At 56.5% G+C, this 21,372-nt stretch carries 20 protein-coding genes; 13 read left to right on the forward strand and 7 right to left on the reverse strand.

Annotation, left to right across the window (positions count from 1 at the left end; genetic code table 11):
• Window positions 1-61 precede the first annotated feature (61 nt).
• Window positions 62-778: an NAD-dependent protein deacylase gene (locus JQM66_RS01130; protein WP_235227979.1), complete on the reverse strand. Its 717-nt coding sequence runs from the start codon at window positions 776-778 to the stop codon at window positions 62-64.
• A gap of 37 nt (window positions 779-815) precedes the next feature.
• Here JQM66_RS01130 and JQM66_RS01135 point away from each other — a divergent pair, with 37 nt between their 5' ends.
• From JQM66_RS01135 to JQM66_RS01195, 13 genes are all read left to right on the forward strand, one after another.
• Window positions 816-1,151 carry an arsenate reductase family protein gene (locus tag JQM66_RS01135; RefSeq protein WP_235227980.1) on the forward strand — a complete coding sequence of 112 codons (336 nt, stop codon included), beginning with the start codon at window positions 816-818 and terminating at the stop codon, window positions 1,149-1,151.
• A gap of 41 nt (window positions 1,152-1,192) precedes the next feature.
• Window positions 1,193-2,056, forward strand: coding sequence for a YihY/virulence factor BrkB family protein (locus tag JQM66_RS01140; RefSeq protein WP_235227981.1), 864 nt, complete (start codon window positions 1,193-1,195; stop codon window positions 2,054-2,056).
• 121 nt (window positions 2,057-2,177) lie between these two features.
• Window positions 2,178-3,410 carry an aminopeptidase gene (locus JQM66_RS01145; RefSeq protein ID WP_235227982.1) on the forward strand — a complete coding sequence of 411 codons (1,233 nt, stop codon included), beginning with the start codon at window positions 2,178-2,180 and terminating at the stop codon, window positions 3,408-3,410.
• Between the two features lie 15 nt (window positions 3,411-3,425).
• On the forward strand, window positions 3,426-3,905 hold the full coding sequence (locus JQM66_RS01150) for a gamma carbonic anhydrase family protein (RefSeq protein ID WP_235227983.1): 480 nt from the start codon (window positions 3,426-3,428) through the stop codon (window positions 3,903-3,905).
• A 4-nt stretch (window positions 3,906-3,909) separates the two neighbouring features.
• Window positions 3,910-5,079, forward strand: coding sequence for an AI-2E family transporter (locus tag JQM66_RS01155; protein WP_235227984.1), 1,170 nt, complete (start codon window positions 3,910-3,912; stop codon window positions 5,077-5,079).
• Between the two features lie 140 nt (window positions 5,080-5,219).
• A complete protein-coding gene (locus JQM66_RS01160) occupies window positions 5,220-5,438 on the forward strand; it encodes a helix-turn-helix transcriptional regulator (protein WP_235227985.1) in 219 nt (72 codons plus the stop codon).
• On the forward strand, window positions 5,428-6,183 hold the full coding sequence (locus JQM66_RS01165; protein WP_235227986.1) for a DUF3169 family protein: 756 nt from the start codon (window positions 5,428-5,430) through the stop codon (window positions 6,181-6,183). The genes JQM66_RS01160 and JQM66_RS01165 overlap by 11 nt, the downstream gene beginning before the upstream one ends.
• Before the next feature lie 104 nt (window positions 6,184-6,287).
• Window positions 6,288-6,818, forward strand: coding sequence for an ECF transporter S component (locus JQM66_RS01170; RefSeq protein ID WP_235227987.1), 531 nt, complete (start codon window positions 6,288-6,290; stop codon window positions 6,816-6,818).
• Window positions 6,819-6,933: 115 nt separating this feature from the next.
• On the forward strand, window positions 6,934-7,815 hold the full coding sequence (locus JQM66_RS01175; RefSeq protein ID WP_235228062.1) for a hypothetical protein: 882 nt from the start codon (window positions 6,934-6,936) through the stop codon (window positions 7,813-7,815).
• Window positions 7,816-8,051: 236 nt separating this feature from the next.
• Entirely contained in the window at window positions 8,052-10,394 is a 2,343-nt protein-coding gene (locus JQM66_RS01180; RefSeq protein ID WP_235227988.1) for a bifunctional diguanylate cyclase/phosphodiesterase, read from the forward strand.
• 13 nt (window positions 10,395-10,407) lie between these two features.
• Entirely contained in the window at window positions 10,408-10,998 is a 591-nt protein-coding gene (locus JQM66_RS01185; RefSeq protein WP_235227989.1) for a hypothetical protein, read from the forward strand.
• Entirely contained in the window at window positions 10,995-12,638 is a 1,644-nt protein-coding gene (locus JQM66_RS01190; protein ID WP_235227990.1) for a GH3 domain-containing protein, read from the forward strand. Before JQM66_RS01185 ends, JQM66_RS01190 begins: the two co-directional genes overlap by 4 nt.
• On the forward strand, window positions 12,625-15,255 hold the full coding sequence (locus tag JQM66_RS01195) for an HD domain-containing phosphohydrolase (protein WP_235227991.1): 2,631 nt from the start codon (window positions 12,625-12,627) through the stop codon (window positions 15,253-15,255). The genes JQM66_RS01190 and JQM66_RS01195 overlap by 14 nt, the downstream gene beginning before the upstream one ends.
• 648 nt (window positions 15,256-15,903) lie before the next feature.
• Here the strand turns inward: JQM66_RS01195 and JQM66_RS01200 are convergent.
• The 6 genes from JQM66_RS01200 to JQM66_RS01225 form a co-directional block, all read right to left on the reverse strand.
• The gene (locus tag JQM66_RS01200; protein WP_235227992.1) at window positions 15,904-17,307 is read right to left on the reverse strand and encodes a tyrosine-type recombinase/integrase; all 1,404 of its coding nucleotides are present in this window, start codon (window positions 17,305-17,307) and stop codon (window positions 15,904-15,906) included.
• 17 nt (window positions 17,308-17,324) lie between these two features.
• A complete protein-coding gene (locus JQM66_RS01205; protein ID WP_235227993.1) occupies window positions 17,325-18,194 on the reverse strand; it encodes a helix-turn-helix domain-containing protein in 870 nt (289 codons plus the stop codon).
• A 111-nt stretch (window positions 18,195-18,305) separates the two neighbouring features.
• Complete coding sequence (locus tag JQM66_RS01210) at window positions 18,306-18,524, reverse strand: helix-turn-helix domain-containing protein (protein ID WP_268824265.1); 219 nt, start codon at window positions 18,522-18,524, stop codon at window positions 18,306-18,308.
• Window positions 18,525-18,570: 46 nt separating this feature from the next.
• Window positions 18,571-18,969 carry a type II toxin-antitoxin system PemK/MazF family toxin gene (locus JQM66_RS01215; protein WP_235227994.1) on the reverse strand — a complete coding sequence of 133 codons (399 nt, stop codon included), beginning with the start codon at window positions 18,967-18,969 and terminating at the stop codon, window positions 18,571-18,573.
• 589 nt (window positions 18,970-19,558) lie between these two features.
• Entirely contained in the window at window positions 19,559-19,897 is a 339-nt protein-coding gene (locus tag JQM66_RS01220; protein ID WP_235227995.1) for a helix-turn-helix domain-containing protein, read from the reverse strand.
• An 804-nt stretch (window positions 19,898-20,701) separates the two neighbouring features.
• A complete protein-coding gene (locus JQM66_RS01225) occupies window positions 20,702-21,322 on the reverse strand; it encodes a LexA family protein (protein ID WP_055174950.1) in 621 nt (206 codons plus the stop codon).
• Window positions 21,323-21,372: the final 50 nt, after the last annotated feature.

Raw genomic sequence — 21,372 nt, forward strand, 5'->3', positions numbered from 1 at the left:
ACGCTCCCCGGCTTCGGAGGGCGTCGTTTTGGGGCGGACACTTGTCGTTTTGTACAAAGACTCACAGCTGGGAGAGCACTTCCCCGATGGGGTCCGTGATGACCAGCCCGGCGGAGAGGTCCTGGGCCACGGCGGATTTGTTGATGAGTACCAGCTTGTGACCCCGATAATAGTTGATGAGACCGGCGGCGGGGTAGACATTCAGGGAGGTGCCGCCGATGATCAGCATGTCGGCCTCGGCAATGGCCCGGATGGCCTTGTTCAGCGTCTGCTGATCCAGGCCCTCCTCGTAGAGCACCACGTCGGGCTTGATGATGCCGCCGCAGGGGCAGCGGGGGACGCCGGTGGTGGCCAGAATGTGGTCCAGGCCGTAGAAGGTCCGGCAGTGCTCGCAGTAGTTGCGGTGGACGCTGCCGTGGAGCTCCAGCACGTTTTTGCTGCCGGCGGCCTGGTGGAGCCCGTCGATGTTCTGGGTCACCACGGCCTTCAGCTTCCCGGCGGCCTCCCATTCCGCCAGCTTGTAGTGGGCGGCGTTGGGCCTGGCCTCCGGGGCCAGCATCTTGGCCCGGTAGAAGCGGAAGAATTCTTCGGGGTTGCTTTCGTAGAAGGTATGGCTTAAAATCGTCTCAGGCGGATACTTCCACTCCTGATGGTACAGGCCGCCGGTGCTGCGGAAATCCGGGATGCCGGACTCCGTGGAGACCCCGGCCCCGCCGAAAAACACGATGTTGTGGGAGCTGTCCACCAGTTCCTTCAGCTTTTTCACTGCATCTGTCATCAAAATCCCTCCAATTGACAAGTAAGGAGTTCTCCCTATGAATATTCAGATCTTCGGTTCCTCCAAGTCCTTCGACACCAAGAAGGCGGAGCGGTGGTTTAAGGAGCGCCGCATCAAGTACCAGTATATCGACGTCCCCTCAAAGGGATTATCCCCCCGGGAGTACCAGTCCGTCAAGCAGAAAGTTGGTTTCGATGCCCTGGTGAACACCAAATGCCGGGCCTACGAGGACCTGTTCATGGCCTATATCACCCCGGACGCCCAGGAGAAAAAGCTGCTGGAGCACCCGGAATTGTTCCAGACCCCCATCGTCCGCAACGGCAAAGAAGCAACTGTCGGGTATTGTCCCGATATCTGGGCAAAATGGGAATAAATCGCCATGCTCCGGTTTCGGGAAGAAAGGAGGTCCGCGCCGTGAAAGCATTTTCTCCGCCGAAAAACCGCTTCCTGCGGGGCGTGTATCTGCTGGCCCGCCGGTATCTGCGGCATAACGTGGGCGCCCAGAGCGCGGCCCTGGCCTTTTACCTGCTGTTCATGCTGTTTCCCTTTCTGATCTTCCTCAGTGCCCTGCTGGGCCTGCTGCAATTGGATGTGGCGGGCATCCTGAGGGCCCTGGGGGAGTTCCTGCCGGCCCAGGTGGTGGATGTGGTGGAGGTCTATCTGACCTATGTGGGCAGCAGCCCCAGCCCCCAGTTGCTGGTGTTCGGTCTGGTATTCTCCATCTATTTCCCCATGCGGGCCACCAACGCTCTCATGCGCTCCGTGCGGACGGCCTACCATCTGGGCCCGGCCCACGGTGTGGTCCAGGTGCTCAAGACCCTGCTGTACACGGTGCTGCTCATTGCCGCCATCGCCCTGACCCTGGTGCTCATGAGCGTCAGCGACCGGCTGCTGGCCTACTGCGTGGCCAATTTCGGCCTTCCCGTTTTCATCGCGGAGCTGTGGGCCAAGCTGCGGTTCCCCCTGGCGGCAGTGGTGGGCTACTTTGCCCTATTCCTTCTGTACGCCCTGGCCCAGGACGGCCGCCAGCCCTGGCGGAACATCTGGCCCGGGACCCTGGCGGCTCTGGCGGCCTGGATGGGCCTGAGCTGGCTGTACGCCTGGTACGTGGAGCACATGGCCCACTACTCCCTGCTGTACGGCTCCATCGGTACGGTGATCGTCCTGCTGATCTGGCTGAATCTCAGCGCCACGGCCCTCATCATGGGGGCGGAGCTGAACGGCACCCTCATCAGCCTTCGTAAGGAGCCGCGGCCGCCGCGGAAGACCTCCAACTGATGTCCAAACTCATGTCCAAACTGTAAAAACTGCGCGTTTCGCCGTCCTTTTCTTTACTTCGGCGGCAATTTGCACTACAATATCACATCATTGAAAAATCTGCGAAAGGATGAAGCATCTCATGGATGAAAAACTGCGGGAATACGCAAAACTGTTGATTCAGGTGGGCCTGAACGTCCAGAAGGGCCAGCGGCTGGTGATCTCCTCTCCGGTGGAGTGCGCCTACTTTGCCCGGATGTGCGCCCAGGAGGCCTATGCCATCGGCTGCAAGGAAGTGGTCATGAATTGGCACGATGACGCCATGGCCCGGATGAAGTACCTCCAGGCCGACGACGCCATCTTCGACGAGGTGGCACTGTGGCGCCGCCACTTCTTCAACGACTACGCCCTGGAGGGGGCCGCTTACCTGGCCATCTCCGCCTCCGACCCGGAGAATTTCAAGGGTGTGGACTCCAGACGCATTATCCGCGCCCAGCAGGCCAGCGGCAAGGCCCTGAAGGACTTTGACCGGCTGCAGATGTGCAGCGGCTTCCCCTGGTGCATCGCCTCCATCCCCATCCCCAGCTGGGCAAAGACCGTCTTTCCCGATGTCAGTGAGGACCAGGCCATGGAGCAGCTGTGGGACGCCATTTTCAAAGCCGTCCGCATCAGCGGCGACGGCAAGGCGGTGGAGAAGTGGCAGCAGCATCTGTCCACCCTCCATGAGCGGATGGAGAAACTGAACGCCCTGAACTTCAAGTCCCTGCACTACACCAATTCCCTGGGCACCGACCTGACGGTGGAGCTGCCCGAGGGCCACATCTGGGAGGCGGGCAACGACGTGACGTTGTCAGGTCAGGAATATATTGCCAACATTCCCACGGAGGAGCTGTTCACCTCCCCCCTGAAAACCGGGGTCAACGGCGTGGTATACTCCGCCATGCCCCTGGTGAACGACGGCACCATCATCGACGGCTTCCACTTCGTGGTGAAGGACGGCAAAATTGTGGAGGCCCACGCCAAGCGCGGCGAGGAGGCCCTGAAGGGCGCCATCTCTGTGGACGAGGGCGCCAGCTACTTCGGCGAGGTGGCCCTGGTGCCCTACGACAGCCCCATCTCCAACCAGAAGATTTTGTTCTACAACACCCTGTTCGACGAGAATGCCGCCTGCCACATCGCCTTCGGCGAGGCGTATCCCTGCCTGAAGGGCGGCCAGCAGATGACCAAGGACGAGCTGAAGGCCCGGGGCCTGAACGACTCCATCACCCATGTGGATTTCATGATCGGCACCCCGGACCTCTCCATCGTGGGAACTACCCATGAGGGGAAAGAGGTCCCCGTGTTCGTCAACGGCAATTTCGCGCCGGAGATCTGAGAAGGAGAGAGCAACATGTATAAGCTGAGAGAGACAGACGAGAATGTATTGATCTGCGACGGCGCCTGCGTGGTGGGCGACGTGACCCTGGCCAAGGGCGTCAGTGTGTGGTACAACGCCGTCCTGCGGGGCGACGAGGGCGCCATCACCGTGGGAGAGGACACCAACATCCAGGACGGCGCCGTGCTCCATGAAGAGACGGTGGTGGGCAAGGGCTGCACCATCGGCCACAACGCCATCGTCCACGGCTGCACCGTGGGGGACAACGTGCTGATCGGCATGGGCGCCGTGGTGCTGAACGGCGCCAAGATCGGCGACAACTGCATTGTGGGTGCCGGGGCATTGGTCACCGGCAAGATGGACGCCCCCGCCGGGTCCATGCTGCTGGGCAGCCCCGCCAAGGTGGTCCGCCCCCTGACGGAGGCGGAGATCGAGGGCAACCGGGAGTCCGCCCGGGGCTACCTCCACGCGGCGGAGCTGTGCCGCAAGGGCTGAGCCTATGGAGTGGAACCGACAGAATATCAAGGGCCTGCTGCTGGTGGTCTGCGGCGGCGCGGCTTTCTACGCCGCCCTGCAGCATCTGGCCGTGGTGGCCCGTGCTCTGGGCTGGCTGGCGGGCATTCTGGCGCCCTTCCTGCTGGGGGCCGCCATCGCCTTTATCCTGAATGTGCCCATGCGGGCTATGGAGCGGCACCTGTTTCCCAACGCCAGGCGGGGCGCCGGGGCACGCCGGCCTCTGGCCCTGGTGCTGACCCTGGTTGCGGTCATCGGCGTGCTGGTGCTGGCCTCCTGTGTCATCGGCCCCGGTGTCCGGGACGCGGTCAAGTCCATTGCCAGTCAGGCCCCGGCGGCCTTTGACCGGCTGTATGACTGGCTTCTGGGGCTGGAGCAGTACCTGCCCCAGATCGAGACCTGGGTCCAGGACCTGTCCATCGACTGGAAGACCCTGTCCCAGAAGGCCATTCAGCTGGCCCAGTCCTGGGGCGGCAGCCTGCTGTCCACCGGCGGCGGGCTCATTGGCGGCGTGGTCAGCGGCGTCAGCACCTTTGTCATCGGGCTGATCTTCTCCTTCTACATCCTGCTGCAAAAGGAAAAGCTGTCCCGCCAGGGCCGGCAGGTGCTCTACGGCCTGCTGCCCGTGAAGCGGGCGGACCGGGCCCTGGAGGTCCTGCGGCTGGCAAACCGCACCTTCTCCAGCTTCCTCTCCGGCCAGTGTACCGAGGCGGTGATCCTGGGCACACTGTTCGTCATCGCCATGTCCATCTTCCGCCTGCCCTACGCCGTGCTGGTGGGGGTCCTCATTGCCCTGACGGCCCTGATCCCCATTGTGGGCGCCTTCATCGGCTGCGGCGTGGGCGCGCTGCTCATCGCCGTCACGGACCCCTGGAAGGCCGTGGTGTTCGTGATCCTGTTCCTGGTGCTCCAGCAGATCGAGGGCAACCTGATCTATCCCCATGTGGTGGGCTCCTCCGTGGGGCTGCCCTCCATCTGGGTGTTGGCCGCCGTCACGTTGGGCGGCAAGCTCATGGGCGTGGCGGGCATGCTGTTTTTCATCCCCCTCTGCTCCGTGCTGTACGCCCTGTTCCGGGACTTCGTGAAGGGGCGGCTGGCGGAGAAGAAGGTCCCCGCCGCCAAGTGGCGGGACCCGCCTCCACCCATGAAAAAATGATGGTCCAAAAATCTCCGGGAAAATTTTCCGGAGATTTTTTATTTCGGGTATTGACAAGAATCCTTGTCAGTGCTATCTTATGTTTGACAAGAATAATTGTCAACTTGACTTGGAAAGTTGTCAGGAAAGGAGACCGGCCTATGCCGCTGTATAACCGTTTGAAAGAGTACCGTGCCCGTCTTGGTGTGAACCAGCAGGAGATGGGGGCTCTGGCGGGGGTATCCCGTCAGACCATCAGCCAGATCGAGCGGGGAGACTACTCCCCGTCGGTGACCCTGGCGCTGAAGATCGCCAAGATCTGCCAGGTGTCTGTGGAGGATATTTTTTCCTATGAGGAGGATGAAAACGATGGAGAATAACACTGTGAAAAAGGATAACCGCAAGGCCCTGCCCAAGTATCTGCTGATTTTGTTTGTGGCTGCCATCTTCGGCGGCGTGCTGGGCTTTGCCGCCGGCTGGCTGGGCCATGACAACCTCTCGGAGGTCATCGCCGCGGTTGTTGCCGATGGCCTGATTGCCGCCGCCCCCTGGGCGCTGCTGGGTACCTCGGTGGTGTCCATGGTACTGATCCTGTGGCTGTACCGTGGGGCAAAAGCCCTTTACACCGGCTGGGACGGCGAGGATGACGATGTGATGGACCGGGCGAATCAGAAGCTGAACTGGGCTTTGTTACTGACTGCCGCCCAGCTGGTGCTGGATATGTTCTTCTTCGCCGTGGCACAGTCCGCGCATAATATGACGGCGCTGTGGAGCGTCCTGTTTTTCCTCGTCTCCATCTTCCTGCTGGTCTTTGCCCAGCAGAAGATCGTGGACCTGACCCGGAAGATGAACCCGGAGAAAAAGGGCAGCGTCTATGACACGAAGTTCAAGAAGAAGTGGTTTGAGAGCTGTGACGAGGCGGAGCAGAAGCAGATCGGCCGGGCGGCCTACAAGGCCTTCAACGTGGTGAGCACCGCCTGCCCCATCCTGTGGGGAGCCCTGTTGCTGTTGAGCTATGCGTTCAACTTCAGTCTGCTGATGCCCACATTCATCGTGTGCTTCATCTGGCTGCTGCAGCAGGTGTCCTACTGCCTGGAGTGCATCCGCCTGGGCAAGCGGAAGTAAAAGGGTTCAACATCTGACCTTATAAAATTTTCTCATTTTGATACTTTCGATAAAACCACATTGGGGATAGAATATGGAAAACGATATGAAAGAAGGTTTTCCATATGTCTTCTGCAACTGATCTGCGCAAGGTCCGTCCGGTCAAGTGGCTGACCGTCACCGCCATGCTGATGGCCCTGAACATCGCCATGAGTTCCTTCAGCATTCCCGTTCCCGGCGGCCACCTGTATCTGAACGACGCCGTCATCTGCACCGCCGCCATCCTGCTGGACCCCCTGGGTGCTTTCATCGTGGGCGGCGTGGGCGCTTTCCTGGGCGACTTTTTCTTCTATCCCGCTCCCATGTTCGTCTCCCTGGTGACCCATGGCCTCCAGGCCGTGGTGGTGTCCCTGTGTGCCCACAAGCTGTTCGGTGAACGCCGCGGCCGTGCTGCCCTGGTGGGCGTCATCCTGGGCGTGATCATCAACGTGGTGGGCTACTCCATTGGCCGTGCCTATGTGTACGCCACGCCGGAGGCTGCCGTGCTGAAGTTCCCCTTCCAGGTGTTCCAGGCCACCTTCGGCGCCGTGGTGTCCATGCTGCTGTGCTTCAAGGCGGGGCTGCTGAGCTTCTGGAACAAGTTCTCCGTCCGCTGAATCTGCCCCTGCATCGCCCGGGACCGCCGTCCCGGGCGATTGTTTTTGCATTTTCGAGGAAAGCTGATATAATAGAAAATACAGCGCTGGCAAGGGAGGAATCGCTTTGAAAAAGATGACGAAGCAGGAGAAGAAGACGGAAAAGAAGAATTTCCGGCATGCTATGGCGCGGGAGCTGCGGGAGCACCGCAATTCGTTTATTGTCTTCTATGTGCTGCGTGTTCTGGTGCTGGTATCCCTGGTGCGTCAGATCATGCTGCGCAACTATGAGGGCGCGTTCTTCTGTATCCTGACCATCGTACTGCTCTATGTCCCCAGCTGGATCCAGGTGAAGCTGCACATCGAGCTGCCGCCAGCCCTGGAGATCACCATTCTGTGCTTCATTTTCGCGGCGGAGATTCTGGGCGAGGTCAACGCCTTTTACGTGAACGTCCCCCACTGGGACACCATGCTCCACACCCTCAACGGCTTCCTGGCGGCGGCGGTGGGCTTCTCCATGGTCTTGCTGCTGAACGACGACGAGCGGCTGACCTTCGACCTGTCACCATTCTTCCTGGCACTGATGGCCTTCTGCTTCTCCATGACCATCGGTGTGCTGTGGGAGTTCTTCGAGTTCGGCATGGACTATTTCTTCCACACGGATATGCAGAAGGACACCATCATCCACAATCTGTACACCGTGGCGCTGGACACCACCCGCACCAACAAGGTGGTGGCAGTGAAGGACATTCAGGACGTGGTCATCAACGGGGAGAGCCTGGGTCTGGGCGGCTATCTGGACATCGGCATTATTGACACCATGAAGGACCTGTCCGTGAACTTCGTCGGCGCCGTGGTGTTCTCCGTCACCGGCTTTTTCTACGCCAGGAGCAAGGGCAAGAAAAAGACGGCGGCCCAGAATTTCGTCCCCAGTCGAAAGACAGAGGAGACGGATTACCTGCAGCAGGCCCGGAAGGAGTCGGCGGAGAAGGAGCAGTCTCCCGAAAACGGTGTGTAAAAGAGAATGGGAAAAGCAGCCCTATGTATGGGGCTGCTTTTTTATTTGGATGATAGGTTTCACAAAAAAAGAAAAATGATAAATGTTTTAAATATTGTAACCGCTTAAGGGGCGGAAAAGAATTGAATTTTGTTGAAATAGCTGATAAAATAAAATCGTATTCAAATGCGCACTGAAACGACAGAACCAAAAGCTCGGCAGGCGCCGGGATGATCAGGGAGGGGAGGTTTCAAACGATGCAGATTCTGCAAGGTGATCACGGGCTGCTGACGGCTGCTGCCGTACTGATCGCGGCTGTCATGGCGGTCCTTGCCATCGTGTACCGTTCCAAACTGAAGAAAGTCCGGCAGGATGCCTTGGTGGATTCCATCACCGGAGGCACCAACGGAGCCGGTTTCCAGCTGGCGGTGGAAAAGCTGCGGAAAAAGGAAGAGGTCTGTCACTCCATGGTCTCCATGGAGGTCCTGAATTATGACCAGATCAGAAAGACCTTCGGACCTCAGAACAGCAAGCGCCTGCTGGCCCATATCCACAATGTGCTGCGGACCAGTCTGGGCAGCAATGAGCCTGTGGGCAGAATGGCCGGAGATGTGTTTTACTTCCTGCTGAAAAACCGGCAGGAGGATGAGGTCCGCGCCCGCCTGAAGCGGATCTGCGACGCGGTGAACCGCTTCAACGAGACCCGGAAGGACGTCTATTATATCGATCTGCGTTTCGGCATCTATATACCGGCGGGACCCAATGAGGATCTGCTGGAGATGCAGGGAAAGGCAGCCGAGGCGCGGAAAACGCCGGGCAGCGACCTGCGTTACCGCTTCTACACCGGGAGTTCCCATGAGACGGACCCCCGGGACCGGGATCTGGTGAATCAGGTGGACCGCGCCCTGCAGAACCGGGAGTTTGTGCTGTTTTTGCAGCCCAGAGTGCGCCTGGGCGACCGGCGGATCGCCGGCGCGGAGGCGCTGGTGCGCTGGAAGCACCCGGAACGGGGGATGCTGGCCTCCGGAACCTTTGTCCCGCTGCTGGAGGAATACCATATGATCTCCCGGCTGGACCTCTACCTGTTTGAGGAGGTTTGCCGCACCCTGACCGGGTGGAAGCGGGAAGGCAAGGAATTGTGCCCAATCTCTGTCAAGCTCCCCCGGGAGAGCATGGAGAATCCGAATTTTGCGGAGGCATACAGCAATATCTGCGGCCGGTATGGAGTGGCTCCGGGCCTGATGGAATTTGAACTGGCGGAGCCTGCTTCGCTGGAGGACCGACGGCGGCTCCGTGCCGTGGTGGAGGAGCTCCACTCCTATGGGTTCCAGTGTGCGCTGGACAACTTCGGCAAGCGCTTCATCGCTCTGGATCTCCTGCGGGAGCTGGATGTGGACGCCATCAAGCTGGACCGGAGTTTTTTCTACGGAGAGAACAACAACCGCCGCAGCCGCTATATCATTGAGGCCGTTCTCAGACTGGCGGCGCAGATGCACATCCGTACCGTTGCGGAGGGTGTGGACAACGCCAGCCAGGTCCAGTATCTCCAGCAGGCGGCCTGCGATCTGGTTCAGGGCGTCTATTACTTCAAGCCCATGCCGACGGAGGAGTTCCGGGGGACCGCCTATCAGGATGGTGCGCTGCGGTATGTGGAGAGCGAGAGCAGCCGGCCCGGAGATCGGAAGCCGCCGGCGGTCCGCTTGGCAGACGGCAATCTGGTCATGTTCTCCTACGCGCCCGCCGAGGACCGGGTGGTATTTTCTTCCGCTTTTTCTCCGGTGCTGGGCAGCCAGCTGGTCTTTTCCAACGCCCAGGCGCTGTTCCGGGGCTCTGAACTGATCCATGAGAATGACCGGGACGACTTTATGCGGCTGCTGGAGCGGTGCCGCCGGGAGGACGGCTGGGTGCGGAACACCCTGCGGTTCTATGTGTCCGAGGGGCGCTACACATGGCTGGATGTCCACCTGCACGAGGATGACAGTCTGGACTCCGGTCAGGAAGGCGTCATCTCCGGCACCCTGGTCAACATGGCCGGGTGGAAGAGAGAGGTGGACCGCTGGAAGGAGAAGGCCAACCGGGATGCTCTGACGGGCCTGTTCAACCGGGAGTATTTCGAGCATTTTGCCAATACCCAGATGGAGCGGGAGGAACTGACCTCTGCGGCCATCGTATTCATCGATATTGACGATTTCAAGCATGTGAACGACACCCTGGGCCATATGTTCGGCGACGATGTGCTGTGCTGCGTGGCCAAACGCATTCTGGGCGTGTTCCGCCATTCTGATGTGGCGGCCCGGTACGGCGGCGACGAGTTTGTGGTGTTTGTGAATGCCATCACCAGGGAGGTCCTGGAAGAGCGGCTGCAGCAGCTGTGCGAGGTCTTCCGCTATCCCTACCGCAGCGATACGGTGGAATACAAGATCTCCGGCAGTATCGGTGGGGCCATGTATCCCGGGGATGGAACGGACTATGAGACGCTGCTGAACCACGCGGACTGCGCCCTGTATGAGGCGAAGAAGCTGGGCAAGGACCAGTACGTGCTCTATGAGCCCCGTATGCAGGGGATATCCGCCAGAAAACAGACGCCGATGGACGGCTGAAGGAGAAGCACACATGCCTGCACTGAGCCTGGGGATCGGGGGCTTCCTTCTGTATCTCCTGTATGACATCAACAGCTTCAAATGGCAGTCCCGGCTGCTGCACACCGCCTTCGCCCTGGGCACTCTGCTGGTGGGAACGGCCACGGCGCTGGACCTGCTGGAGGCCTGGCGGCTTGGAGCTTTTTCAGGACCGGGGGACGCGGTGCTGCTGCTGACTGCCGCGGCCTGCCTGACAGCGCTGGTGTACTGCCTGTTTTTCGCCCTGCCCTTTCAGGAGACCTACCGGGAGCAGGAGACCGGACGGCACGCTTACGACGGCGGGGCCTACGCCCTCTGCCGCCACCCGGGCATCCTGTGTTTTTTCGGACTGTACCTGTGCCTGGGCCTGGCGGCCCTGCCGGGAAGACTGCTGGTCCACGGCATGGTGTTTTCCCTGCTGGACCTGGCCTATGCCGGGTTCCAGGACCGCATGACATTCCCCAGAACCTTTTGCGACTATGAGGCCTACCGGCAAAGGGCCCCGTTCCTGATCCCCACAGGGGACAGTATCCGCCGGGCGCGGCAGACCTGGGGCCGCTCTGTCAGCAAGGAGGAGGAACCATGAGATTTCAGGAAAAGCTCCATGAATATTCGAAAGAGGAGATCTGGGAGGAGTATTGCGGCTTCCTGACCCTCAGTACGGATGAATTCATGAATATCCAGAAGCGGCTGCTGCTGGAGCAGATGGAGCTGTGGTCCTCCAGCGGACTGGGCCAGAGTATCCTGAAGGGCAAGTGCCCCCGCACCATCGAGGAATTCCGGGAGATGGTCCCCCTGACCACCTACGAGGATTATGCCCCCACACTGCTGTCCAAGCAGGTCAGCGCCCTGCCGGGGGCTCCGGTGCTGTGGGTCCAGACCACCTGGGAGGGCGGCGTCCATCCCATCAAGGTGGCGCCCTACACCAAGGCCATGCTGGACACCTTCAAGCACAATGTTATGAGCTGCCTGATCCTGGCCACCAGCCGGGAAAAGGGCGAGTTTGACATCAGCGTCACGGACCACATGCTCTACGCCCTGGCTCCCATGCCCTTTGTCACCGGACTGTTGCCGCTGCTGTTCAAGGACGAGATCGACATCGAGTTCCTGCCCTCCGTGAAGGAGGCGGTCCACATGTCCTTCAAGGAGCGGAACGTCCAGGGCTTCAAGATGGGCATGAAAAAGGGCATCGAGTATTTCTTCGGTCTGGGCAGCGTGCTGTACTATGTGAGCCAGAGCGTGGGCGCCATGACTTCGGGCCGGAAAAAGAGCCTGCGGGAGCATCTGGAGAGCACCTCTCCCGGAATGATGGCCCGGTATCTGATGGCCAGGAAGAAGTGCCAGCGGGAGAACCGGGAGCTGCTGCCCAAGGATCTGTTCCAACTGAAGGGCTTTATGTGCGCCGGGACCGACAACCGCTGCTACAAGGCGGACCTGGAGCGGATGTGGGGTATTTCACCCATGGAGATTTTTGCCGGGACGGAGCCCACCTGCATCGGCTGCGAGACCTGGAGCCGGGAGGGCGTGTACTTCTTCCCGGACGCCTGCTTCTATGAGTTCATCCCGGAAGATGAGATGGACAAAAACATTGCCGACCCCAGCTACCAGCCCCACACCGTCCTCTGGGATGAGGTGGTGCCCGGCGGGGTCTATGAGATCGTGCTGACGGTGCTGAAGGGCGGCGCCTTTGCCCGCTACCGGGTGGGTGACGTGTTCCGCTGCACCGGCATCGGCAGCCAGCTGGAAAACAACCAGATCCCCCGCTTCCAGTATATTGACCGTGTGCCGCAGATCATTGATATCGCAGGCTTTACCCGCATTACGGAGAAGTCCATCAACCAGGCCATCGAGCTGTCCCGGCTGCCCATTGCCGCCTGGACGGCCAAGAAGGAATTCACCGAAAATAACCGCCCATACCTGCATCTGTATGTGGAACTGGAGCGCAGCAATCTGATCAACAGTGCCGTCAGCATCCGTATTCTGCAGGATCAGCTGGGCATCTATTTCCGGTATCTGGACCAGGACTATGAGGACCTGAAAAAGATCCTCGGCGTGGACCCTCTGAAGATCACCCTGCTGAAATGCGGCACCTTTGAGGCCTATCAGCGGAAGTACGGCGCGCCCATCCGGACCATGAATCCGGAGAGCTGCGAGATCAATGATCTGCTGATCTGCCACCGGATCGACAGCGTCGGAAAGGGGGATCTCCTGAATGAATGGATATAGTTGGGCAGCAGTGATCTCCCTGTGCTGTTATCTGTTTTTGCTTCTGCCGTTTTTCACGGCGCAGAAGACCAAAAAGGTACTCTATACCTTCATGGGCATGCTGGCGGTGATGATCCTCTGGAACGGCGGCTCCCTCTTTATGCGGATGCAGCTGTGGCCGTCGGTCTACCTCTGGCATCATGTGTCCCTGTTGGGCATGATGCTGCTTCCGGTGGTGTACTATCATTTTATCCTGGACTTTCTGGAGGAGAAAAACAGCCACGGCAGGGCCTTCTGGACCGTGTTCTACCTGCTGATGTTCATCGTCAACTGCGTGACGGGCTTCTTTGTTCCGCTGCCGGAGGTGGTGACCATCGGGGGTAAAGCACAGTTCATCTACCACTATCAATGGCACATCTACCTGCTGTTCCTGTCTGTGGTGCTGACCTTCCTGCAGCTGGCGTTTATCATCCGCCGGCACTGCATGGGAAACCAGATCGCCTTCCGGCAGCTGGTGCCGGTGATCTGGGGCGTGGTCATCATGATCGTGGGCCACGGCCTTGCCACCCTGCCTGTTTTCGCCGGTGTTCCGCTGGATATCCTCTCCGGCGTGATCAATGCGGTATTTCTGTTCTATGCCCTGTATAAAAAGCGGCTGCTGCGCATGACGCTGCTGCTGTCCAAGTCCAATTACTGTGCGCTGTCTGTGATTCTGGGAGCGCTGATCTTTTCACGGTTCGCCCTGCGCTTTGAGGATCTTCTTACCGAAAGGGCCGGCCTGGACCGGACCTTCACCATGCTCATTATCGCGGTGCTGCTGGCGGTTGTCATCGTTGCGCTGTACTTCCTCATCACCCGGACGCTGGACGGCATCTTCGCGCAGACGGAGCAGAGGCAGCAGGAGCTGATCCAGAACTTTGGTGAGGACATTACCCACATGCTCAGCGTTGCCGCTATTTTGCAGGGCCTGTCGGATACGATCCAGGAGGCTGTCCATGCGGACCGCATCTTTGTATTCATCCGGGATCTGGATGGGGAGTACCGCATCGAGCATACCACCAACCCGCTGGAGGAGAAGAACTTCTATGTCCGCTCCGACCATCCCCTGCTGGCTTATCTGAAGAACCACGGCAGCTGTGTGCTCCAGCAGGAATTTTCCCGCACGACCGTCTACCGCAGCATGTGGGAGAAGGAAAAACTCCTTCTGAGGACCCTGGATATCGAGTGCTTTGTTCCCATGATGGCGGAGGGTGACCTGATCGGCCTGGTGATGCTGGCGGGGAAAAAGGACAAAAAACCCTACCAGTCCGGCGATATGAACTTCCTGCAGTCCCTCTGCGGCATCTGTGCCGGCGCCGTCAAAAACGCATATACCTATGAGCGGGCCCTGGAGGGCGCCCGAAAGGACAGCCTGACCAACCTGGTCAACCGAAAATTCTTCTTCGAACTGCTGGAACGGGAGTTTGAGAAGTATAAGGATACGGCGCTGTCCCTGTGCCTGCTGAACGTGGATGACTTCAAGCTGTACAACCAGCTGTACGGCACCCAGGAGGGCAATTTGGCCCTGCAGCGGGTGGCCGGCATCCTGTCGGCCAGCATCAGCGAAAACTGCTATGCGGCCCGCATCGGCGGCAAGGAATTCGCCCTGATCCTGCCGGGCTATGACATCTATTCCGCCAAATGTCTGGCGGAGAACGTGGCGGCCCAGATCGGAGAGATCAACCATTACAGCAACGGCGAGACCGCCGGCAGACTGACGGTCAGCGTGGGCATCTGCGCGGCGCCCTATATGGCGTCTTCCGCCAAGGAACTGTTCAAAAACGCGGATATGGCCGTGTATACGGTGAAGCGCTCCGGCAAGAACGCGGTCCTCATGTATTCTGCGGAGATCAGCCGGCGGGAAGAGCAGCACGCCAGATACAAGAGCGGCTACAGCGAGCATGCCAGCACCATCTATGCCCTGACCGCTGCCGTGGATACCAAGGATCACTACACCTTCCAGCACTCCCAGAACGTGGCCTATTACGCCTCCGAGCTGGCAAAGGCCGCCGGCATGGACCCGGACCTGGTGGAGATCGTGAAGGAAGCGGGACTGCTCCACGACATCGGCAAGATCGGCGTGCGGGAGGATATTCTCAACAAGACCGGCAAGCTGACGCCGGAGGAGTACGAGATCATGAAGGGGCATGTGGAGAACGCGGTGAACATCATCCGGTATCTGCCCTCCCTGGACTACGTGATCCCCACGGTACTCTCCCATCACGAGCGGTATGACGGAAAAGGCTATCCCCGAAGACTGGCGGGCGAGGAGATCCCCATCATGGGCCGGGTTCTCTGTATCGCTGATGCCTTTGACGCCATCACCTCCGTCCGTTCCTACAAGGACGCAGTGCCCCCCCGGGAGGCTGTCCGGATCCTGCGGGAGGAAGCCGGCAAGCAGTTTGACCCCGGGCTGGTGACCGTTTTTGCGGATCTGGTGGAGGAAAACAAGATCGAGCTGCAGGGGCAGCGCGATGACAGGCCCTATCCGCCCGTGATGTTCTCCGCCGATGCGGAGGAAAGGGGCCGGATGTCTGAAGAAAAACCCGATGAGGCGTTCTTTGAAAACCGCGACCGGGACCCCGAAATACAGGACTGAGCAAAAAGGACGGTAACTATCGTTACCGTCCTTTTTTTGCTGACCGGAACAGCGCCGCACTGCGCCAATCGGTGAAAAAGACGATTTCCATACCGCCTCGAACGCGAATCCAGCGCAGCGAATCGCGGTCGAAAGCGGGGCGCAGCAGAATGAGCGCGGGATGAGTTTTTAATGCGGAGCATAAAAACTCGTCGCAAGCGATATGGCGCTTGCGACGAGCTGGCGTCCCCGGCGCGATTCGAACGCGCGGCCTTCCGCTTAGGAGAACCATTGAACATTTGTCATCTGTGTTCACCTATGTACAGGAAAGTCGCTATCCGTCAGGCTTTTTTCGTATTCCGAGTCGCTCCGTGTTCGTCCAAGTTCACCGGTGTCGTTAGATGTTCACCAGTTCATTTTAGCAGTTTTTTGGATTTTTCTAAAAAGGGGAACTAGAACATTTTTCATCTACCGCCAATTTTAGCACATTTTTGAGTAAAAATCCATCTGCAGTCGAACCGCAAGCCTAAACGAAATATCTCACGTCTCCCTGAAAAGCACTCGCTGGGGAAGACGATAAAAAAGAGAGTATTGCATTCCCGGTTCGAATGAAATCCGAGTTTACAATACTCTCTATGTAAGTGGTGGGCCGGTGATCCGGCCCTTATTTTAGTTCAGGCTCTTCGCCAGGCTTGTCAGCAGCGCTGCCATTTCCGGATTACTGAGTATCTTTGCCAGAAGGTCAGGATCCACACCTGAAGGGGCTGCTTTTGCTTCGGATCCGGTTTCAGCCGGTGGCTCAATACTGTCTGAACCTTTCCCGCTGTAAAAGGCTTTCTCAAACAATGCTGCGTTGTTCTTACGGTCATCATCAAGAATGTGGGAATATTGATCCGTAACCATCTGCGCCTGCGCATGACCAGAATCACCCTGAACCGATTTGATATCGCCGCCGTTCAGCTTCAGCTTATAAGTGATGCTGGAATGACGAAGACTGTGAAAGACGACCTTTGGCAGATCATTCTTCTCAATCAGTTCTGCAAAGAGGGCAGTGATGCGGGATTGCTCTGTCGGCATGCCCAGGCCATTGGCCATGACCAGATCGAAATCTGCGTATTCATTGCCAAGGGCTTCTTTCGTGAAATCCTGCTCTCGCTTCCACTCTACCAGCATCTCAGCGACGGTCTTCGGAAGAAAGATCTTGCGGGTACTGGTTGCCGTCTTCGGTTTCTTCAATACAAGGACTGTTTTATTGCTTTCCCGCAGTTCCGGGAAGACACGAAGAACATCCTTCTTGCCCAAAGCCTTCATAACACTCTTATCGACACGCTGCAGTTCTTTATTCACATAAACATAGGCTTTTCCGGCGGCAATGCTTTCCGGTGAGATGTCTACGCAATCCCAGGTCAGGCCAAGCAGTTCCCCAATTCGAAGGGAACAGGCAAATGCCAGGTTGATGGCCAGCTTCAGGCGCTCATCCTCACATACCTCAAGGGCATGAAACAGAGTAGGAGCATCCCAGATTTCGCGTTTTTTCGCTTCGGATTTTGGAACCGTTGCATACATGGCAGGGTTCTTCTCCATAAGCTCCCATTTCACAGCCTGGTGAAAGGCGCTGCGCAGAATGTTATGTATCTTTCTTACGGTCGGCGGAGCCACATAAATCACATTTTTAGAATTCACTTTCTGAGTGATTCGGTGCACGGAAGGAGTCTTCAGAAGCTGCATATAATACTTCTCCAGAACCCGTGCTGTCACGTCACTGAGCTTCATACTGCCGATGATTGGTGAGATGTAATGCTCGATCAGAGCGGTATTGCTTCCGTAGACGGACATGGACCATGTGGTCTTGCCATAGAGAGCAACATACTCTTTCAGCAATTCATCCACCGTCTTGCACTGATGGATCACCATAGTTCCTATTTCCTGCCGATATTCAATCTCAGCTTTCCGGCGCTTTGCATCAGCCATGGTCTTGAAGCTTTCCCATTTCTGCTTTCGCTTGCCGGTTGCTTCATCGTCATAGAGATAAACGACATTGTAACGGTTATTTCTCTGTACAATGGATGCCATTGTCTTTCACTCCTTTCCTAGTTCTCGCGTTCGAGTTTCTGCTGAAACAGGAACCACTTAATATCATCTCGAGGAATCAGATACTTGAGTCCGTATTTCTTGGCTTCAATTTCTCCGGTCTGAATCAGCCTGCGCACCTCATTGTATGTAAGGTCAAGAAGTACAGCGGCCTCCTGCAGGGTAAATGCTGCCTTTGTTTCGTCCACCTTGAGACGAGGCTTCACTGCTTCCTGCTGCTTTCTCTCAATCGCCATGATCTCCTCCGGGGATCTGTCGCAAAGTTTGCGATATTTGTTCTGACCGGCATACCAGCGCTCAAAGCTGTCCTTTGTTACGCGCCGACGGTCTGCAATATAGACAAACTCAAACTGATCTTTATCTCTGCCGGTAAGAAGGATATTGTAGACTTCCTTCCGGGTAATCAAAAGCAGTCTGGCCATTTCCGGCATCGTCATAGATGCTGCTTCCAGTTCTGCATCTCGTTCTCGATCCGCTTGGGTTCGATACTTGGTCTGCGTCTTATACCATGCCTCAAAAACATCCTTTCGGATACGCATCCAGGTATCCACCTCAAAGGTCTCAATGTGATCCCGCTTGATCAAAGTGTAAACCGTATCATCGGACACACCGAGCAACTCCGCCAACTCCGGAACTGAGTAAGAATATGCTCTGAGCTCCGTACCGGGCGGCGATCCATCCACCTTCTTGTACTTGATCTGATTTGCATACCAGTGCTCAAAGCTGTCAATCACAACTCGCATCTTGCCTGCGACAATGATCGTTTCAAAGCACTGCCTATGTACCAGCCAGTAAGAATCGGTTTTTCCAAGCCCCAACATCCGCCGCATCTCCGGAACGGACATCGTAGTCTTTTTCTTTTCATCCATATCGGTTCCTCCTTATAAAGTGATAGCCAGGTCTTAAGACCTGGCTACATCGTAGCGGTTATCCGTTCGGATTGTTAGGATGTCGCAGAACAGCTCGACATCCTTGACAGCTTACAGCTTGTTGTCCAACCACTCATCGAAGCTCTTCTTTGAAATTCGATAGGCGGTTCCAATCTTAAACCAGCGAAATTCCTGCTGCTCCAACAGCTTATATACCGTGCCGCGGCTGATGCCGAGGATGATCTGCAGATCCTCAACGGTATAGCAGCGCTTCTCTGTGATGGGTATTGCATTTTCCGCCGGTAACTCAAAAGTCTCAATTGCTTCCATATGTCATTCCTCGCTTTCCGTTTTCATCTTTTCCGTAAATATCAAATCAGGGAAACTCCACGCACTCTGGAATGGGTAAGGTATCGTCCGGATCCAGATGAAGGCTTACGCGGATGCTGTCATCAATGCTCTCCATATGCTTCTTGCTCGTGCGCCCCAGATACTTGATTACCTGACACTTGTTGATGGTGACGATCTGTTCTGCCTCACTCATGGAGGTTTCATCCAGACCGCGCTGCTTTTTGAGAACGCAGTGTGTAGGCTGCCCCAGCTTTTTCAGCTCCGTGGTAAGCGGCACGACGATCAATGTCGGACCGAAGAAATTGCCGCTGTTGTTCTGAATATTGATAACCGGTCGAACGCCGCCCTGGATATTTCCGCGATGCTCGCCCAGGTCTGCCAGATAGATATCACCGCGTCTATAATTCCAATCTTTTCTAAGCATGTTTTCTCCTCCTCATGTAGGTTCTATGTAAAAGGGCGGGATATCGCTTCCCACCCAAGAAAGCCGCTAAGGGCTTAATCTCAATAATATGTTATCCCCACATTTGTCCTCGACACCCCTGGGAACTGACAGGTGCTCTGACCTGCCGGGAATACATTCAGGCGTCTGGCTGCTACCAGATCCATGGGACTCTAACCCCTCCGTGGTTCTCACCGAGCTGCGTACAGAAGTATCATTGTGCTGTGATGGATCAATGCTGTATATCGGAAGCAATCCGATACTTACAGGCCGGTTCACGCTCCCGCCTTCTAATGGCGATCGTTGCGTTCATCCGCTGATGTGACTCCCCATCACAGGGCTGTGCCTGAAGAATGGTATGTAATTTTCAAGGTTCCTGTAGAGGAGTCGTTTGGCTCCTTACATGTACAAGTTTAGCCCATGCGGATGGATTTCTTTAGGTACTGGCTGTACGGGTTGCCCGCCCTGGTTGTACGGATTTGCAGATTTTTTTGCGAGTGATGCCTTGAACTTGCTTTTTCGTGCAAATTCTGCTCTTCTGAACTTGCTTTTTCGTGCATTGCTGTTAGACTTACAAGCTTTTTGCGATTTCCGTCAGCTGAGTCACCACATCCAGAAGCTTCGTACGGCTGTCCACCATGTCATGATCTTTTCCCATGAGCAGATAGTCGGTGCTCACATGAAAATAGCAGGCCATGGCAATGATCAGGTCAATGGACGGTTTTCTCTTACCGCGTTCCATCTTGCTGAGATGCTCCAAACTGATATTGAGTGCTTCGGCCATTTCCTCCTGGGTCATTCCCTGTGCCTTGCGAAGGGTGCTCAGGCGAGCTGCGAATTCGGTTGCGTCAAAATACATACTGTTTTCCTTTCCGCCTGCTGCGGAAGAGCAAAGGATACCATTGCTCACAGTACGCTCCTGACCCTGTCCCCGAAAATGGGTGCACTAAAGAAAGGGTACCGATACTGCTTTCCTGAAAATCAGAAATCGAGCAATATATGTATCCTCAGCCCTTAATGCATGTCAGGCTTTCGATGTGATGTTTTGGTTTCGAAAGCCTTGCCGAAAAAAGAAAAAGACCACCGGCAAGGCAGGGATTCTACGGATATAGGAATCCCGTCTTGTCGGCAGCCTCTCATGTATGTCTGGTTTAACTGACCGATCATTACAGCATGTGACCTGGAGATGGATTTACGCAGCATGTTTCATCTCAACCATTCCGTCGTTATGCCAAATTGATTCAATTATTAAATGCGCTCCTGACCCCGTGGGGCGTATATGTCAATGCGGTCATGCCTGCGTCCCATCGATTTGCTGACCATCACGGTCCTGCACCTGTCGCAGGTCATTCGGGTTATGCCATCTTTGCCTTCATAGCCAGTCACTAACTGGCGGCAGTTGGGGCAGTATATCTTTCTCGAGCGCCATCCAAAGTTTTCATGTGGCACTTATTTAACTCCCTTCTTATCTACATGTGTGTACGCAATCGGCAGGTACGACCTGCGCCTACAGATTTCGGATTACAAATACCGGAATCTGTTTTTTTGTCTGCGGTTCCCAGCAGTATTTTGCCGTATGACCACAGTGCTCGCATTCCATCCAGCCATCCGTCTCTTCAAGAAATAGGCTGTGATTGACTACGCCGCATACCAGGCATTTCACGTCATATGTATTCATAATCTCGTACTTCACCTCCGGTGATAACAATATCGTTTATAATGCTTTGATTACGTGCTTGGCTACGCCCTGGACGATCAGCTGCTTTACGCGGATCTCTTCGTCCGGATATTTTGCCTGATTCCGATACTCAAGAATGGCTTCCTGGGTATCTTCATCGATTCCTGCGTAAACCTTCAGTGTACTTTCGCTATAGCCGGTAAGGGCGACAACGATATCGCCAATCTCAGCATTGCAGTCTGTCCTGATAACGACCAGATCTCCGCTATCGATACCCGCATCAACCATGGAATCACCGGAAGCCTCCAGAATATAGTACCGGCCATTCCCGAAAAGGGAAACAGGAAGGCTGACATATTCACGGATATTTTCTTCCTCTGTCTGCGCGGAACCACATGGGATGGATCCGACGAGAGGACAGGGGGCAGAATCGGGAGCAAATTTCTTGATCATCGGAGTACGAATGGTACGAGATTTACCATCGTATTCGAGCATTCCGCGGTTGTCCATTTCGACCAGGTAGCGAAAAGCAGTCGTTTTAGGAATACCTACGCCCAATGCGATCTCATTTACAGAGGGAGTGGTATGTTTGTCGCAGAAGTATTGATCAACATAGGAAATGATGTTTTGCATCGTTTCTGTGCTCATAGCTCTCATGGTTTTAATTCCTTTCTCTCGATAACGGAACGAATCGTTCCATTGACTGT

The organism is Oscillibacter valericigenes (assembly GCF_021531915.1).
GTDB classification, from domain to species: Bacteria; Bacillota; Clostridia; order Oscillospirales; family Oscillospiraceae; genus Oscillibacter; species Oscillibacter valericigenes_A.

Bases quoted from the DNA above. Each gene is read 5' to 3' on its own strand.
- JQM66_RS01130 (WP_235227979.1), bottom strand. From the start codon at position 778: ATGACAGATGCAGTGAAAAAGCTGAAGGAACTGGTGGACAGCTCCCAC.
- JQM66_RS01135 (WP_235227980.1), top strand. From the start codon at position 816: ATGAATATTCAGATCTTCGGTTCCTCCAAGTCCTTCGACACCAAGAAG.
- JQM66_RS01145 (WP_235227982.1), top strand. From the start codon at position 2,178: ATGGATGAAAAACTGCGGGAATACGCAAAACTGTTGATTCAGGTGGGC.
- JQM66_RS01150 (WP_235227983.1), top strand. From the start codon at position 3,426: ATGTATAAGCTGAGAGAGACAGACGAGAATGTATTGATCTGCGACGGC.
- JQM66_RS01155 (WP_235227984.1), top strand. From the start codon at position 3,910: ATGGAGTGGAACCGACAGAATATCAAGGGCCTGCTGCTGGTGGTCTGC.
- JQM66_RS01160 (WP_235227985.1), top strand. From the start codon at position 5,220: ATGCCGCTGTATAACCGTTTGAAAGAGTACCGTGCCCGTCTTGGTGTG.
- JQM66_RS01165 (WP_235227986.1), top strand. From the start codon at position 5,428: ATGGAGAATAACACTGTGAAAAAGGATAACCGCAAGGCCCTGCCCAAG.
- JQM66_RS01170 (WP_235227987.1), top strand. From the start codon at position 6,288: ATGTCTTCTGCAACTGATCTGCGCAAGGTCCGTCCGGTCAAGTGGCTG.
- JQM66_RS01175 (WP_235228062.1), top strand. From the start codon at position 6,934: ATGACGAAGCAGGAGAAGAAGACGGAAAAGAAGAATTTCCGGCATGCT.
- JQM66_RS01180 (WP_235227988.1), top strand. From the start codon at position 8,052: ATGCAGATTCTGCAAGGTGATCACGGGCTGCTGACGGCTGCTGCCGTA.
- JQM66_RS01185 (WP_235227989.1), top strand. From the start codon at position 10,408: ATGCCTGCACTGAGCCTGGGGATCGGGGGCTTCCTTCTGTATCTCCTG.
- JQM66_RS01190 (WP_235227990.1), top strand. From the start codon at position 10,995: ATGAGATTTCAGGAAAAGCTCCATGAATATTCGAAAGAGGAGATCTGG.
- JQM66_RS01195 (WP_235227991.1), top strand. From the start codon at position 12,625: ATGAATGGATATAGTTGGGCAGCAGTGATCTCCCTGTGCTGTTATCTG.
- JQM66_RS01200 (WP_235227992.1), bottom strand. From the start codon at position 17,307: ATGGCATCCATTGTACAGAGAAATAACCGTTACAATGTCGTTTATCTC.
- JQM66_RS01205 (WP_235227993.1), bottom strand. From the start codon at position 18,194: ATGGATGAAAAGAAAAAGACTACGATGTCCGTTCCGGAGATGCGGCGG.
- JQM66_RS01210 (WP_268824265.1), bottom strand. From the start codon at position 18,524: ATGGAAGCAATTGAGACTTTTGAGTTACCGGCGGAAAATGCAATACCC.
- JQM66_RS01215 (WP_235227994.1), bottom strand. From the start codon at position 18,969: ATGCTTAGAAAAGATTGGAATTATAGACGCGGTGATATCTATCTGGCA.
- JQM66_RS01225 (WP_055174950.1), bottom strand. From the start codon at position 21,322: ATGAGAGCTATGAGCACAGAAACGATGCAAAACATCATTTCCTATGTT.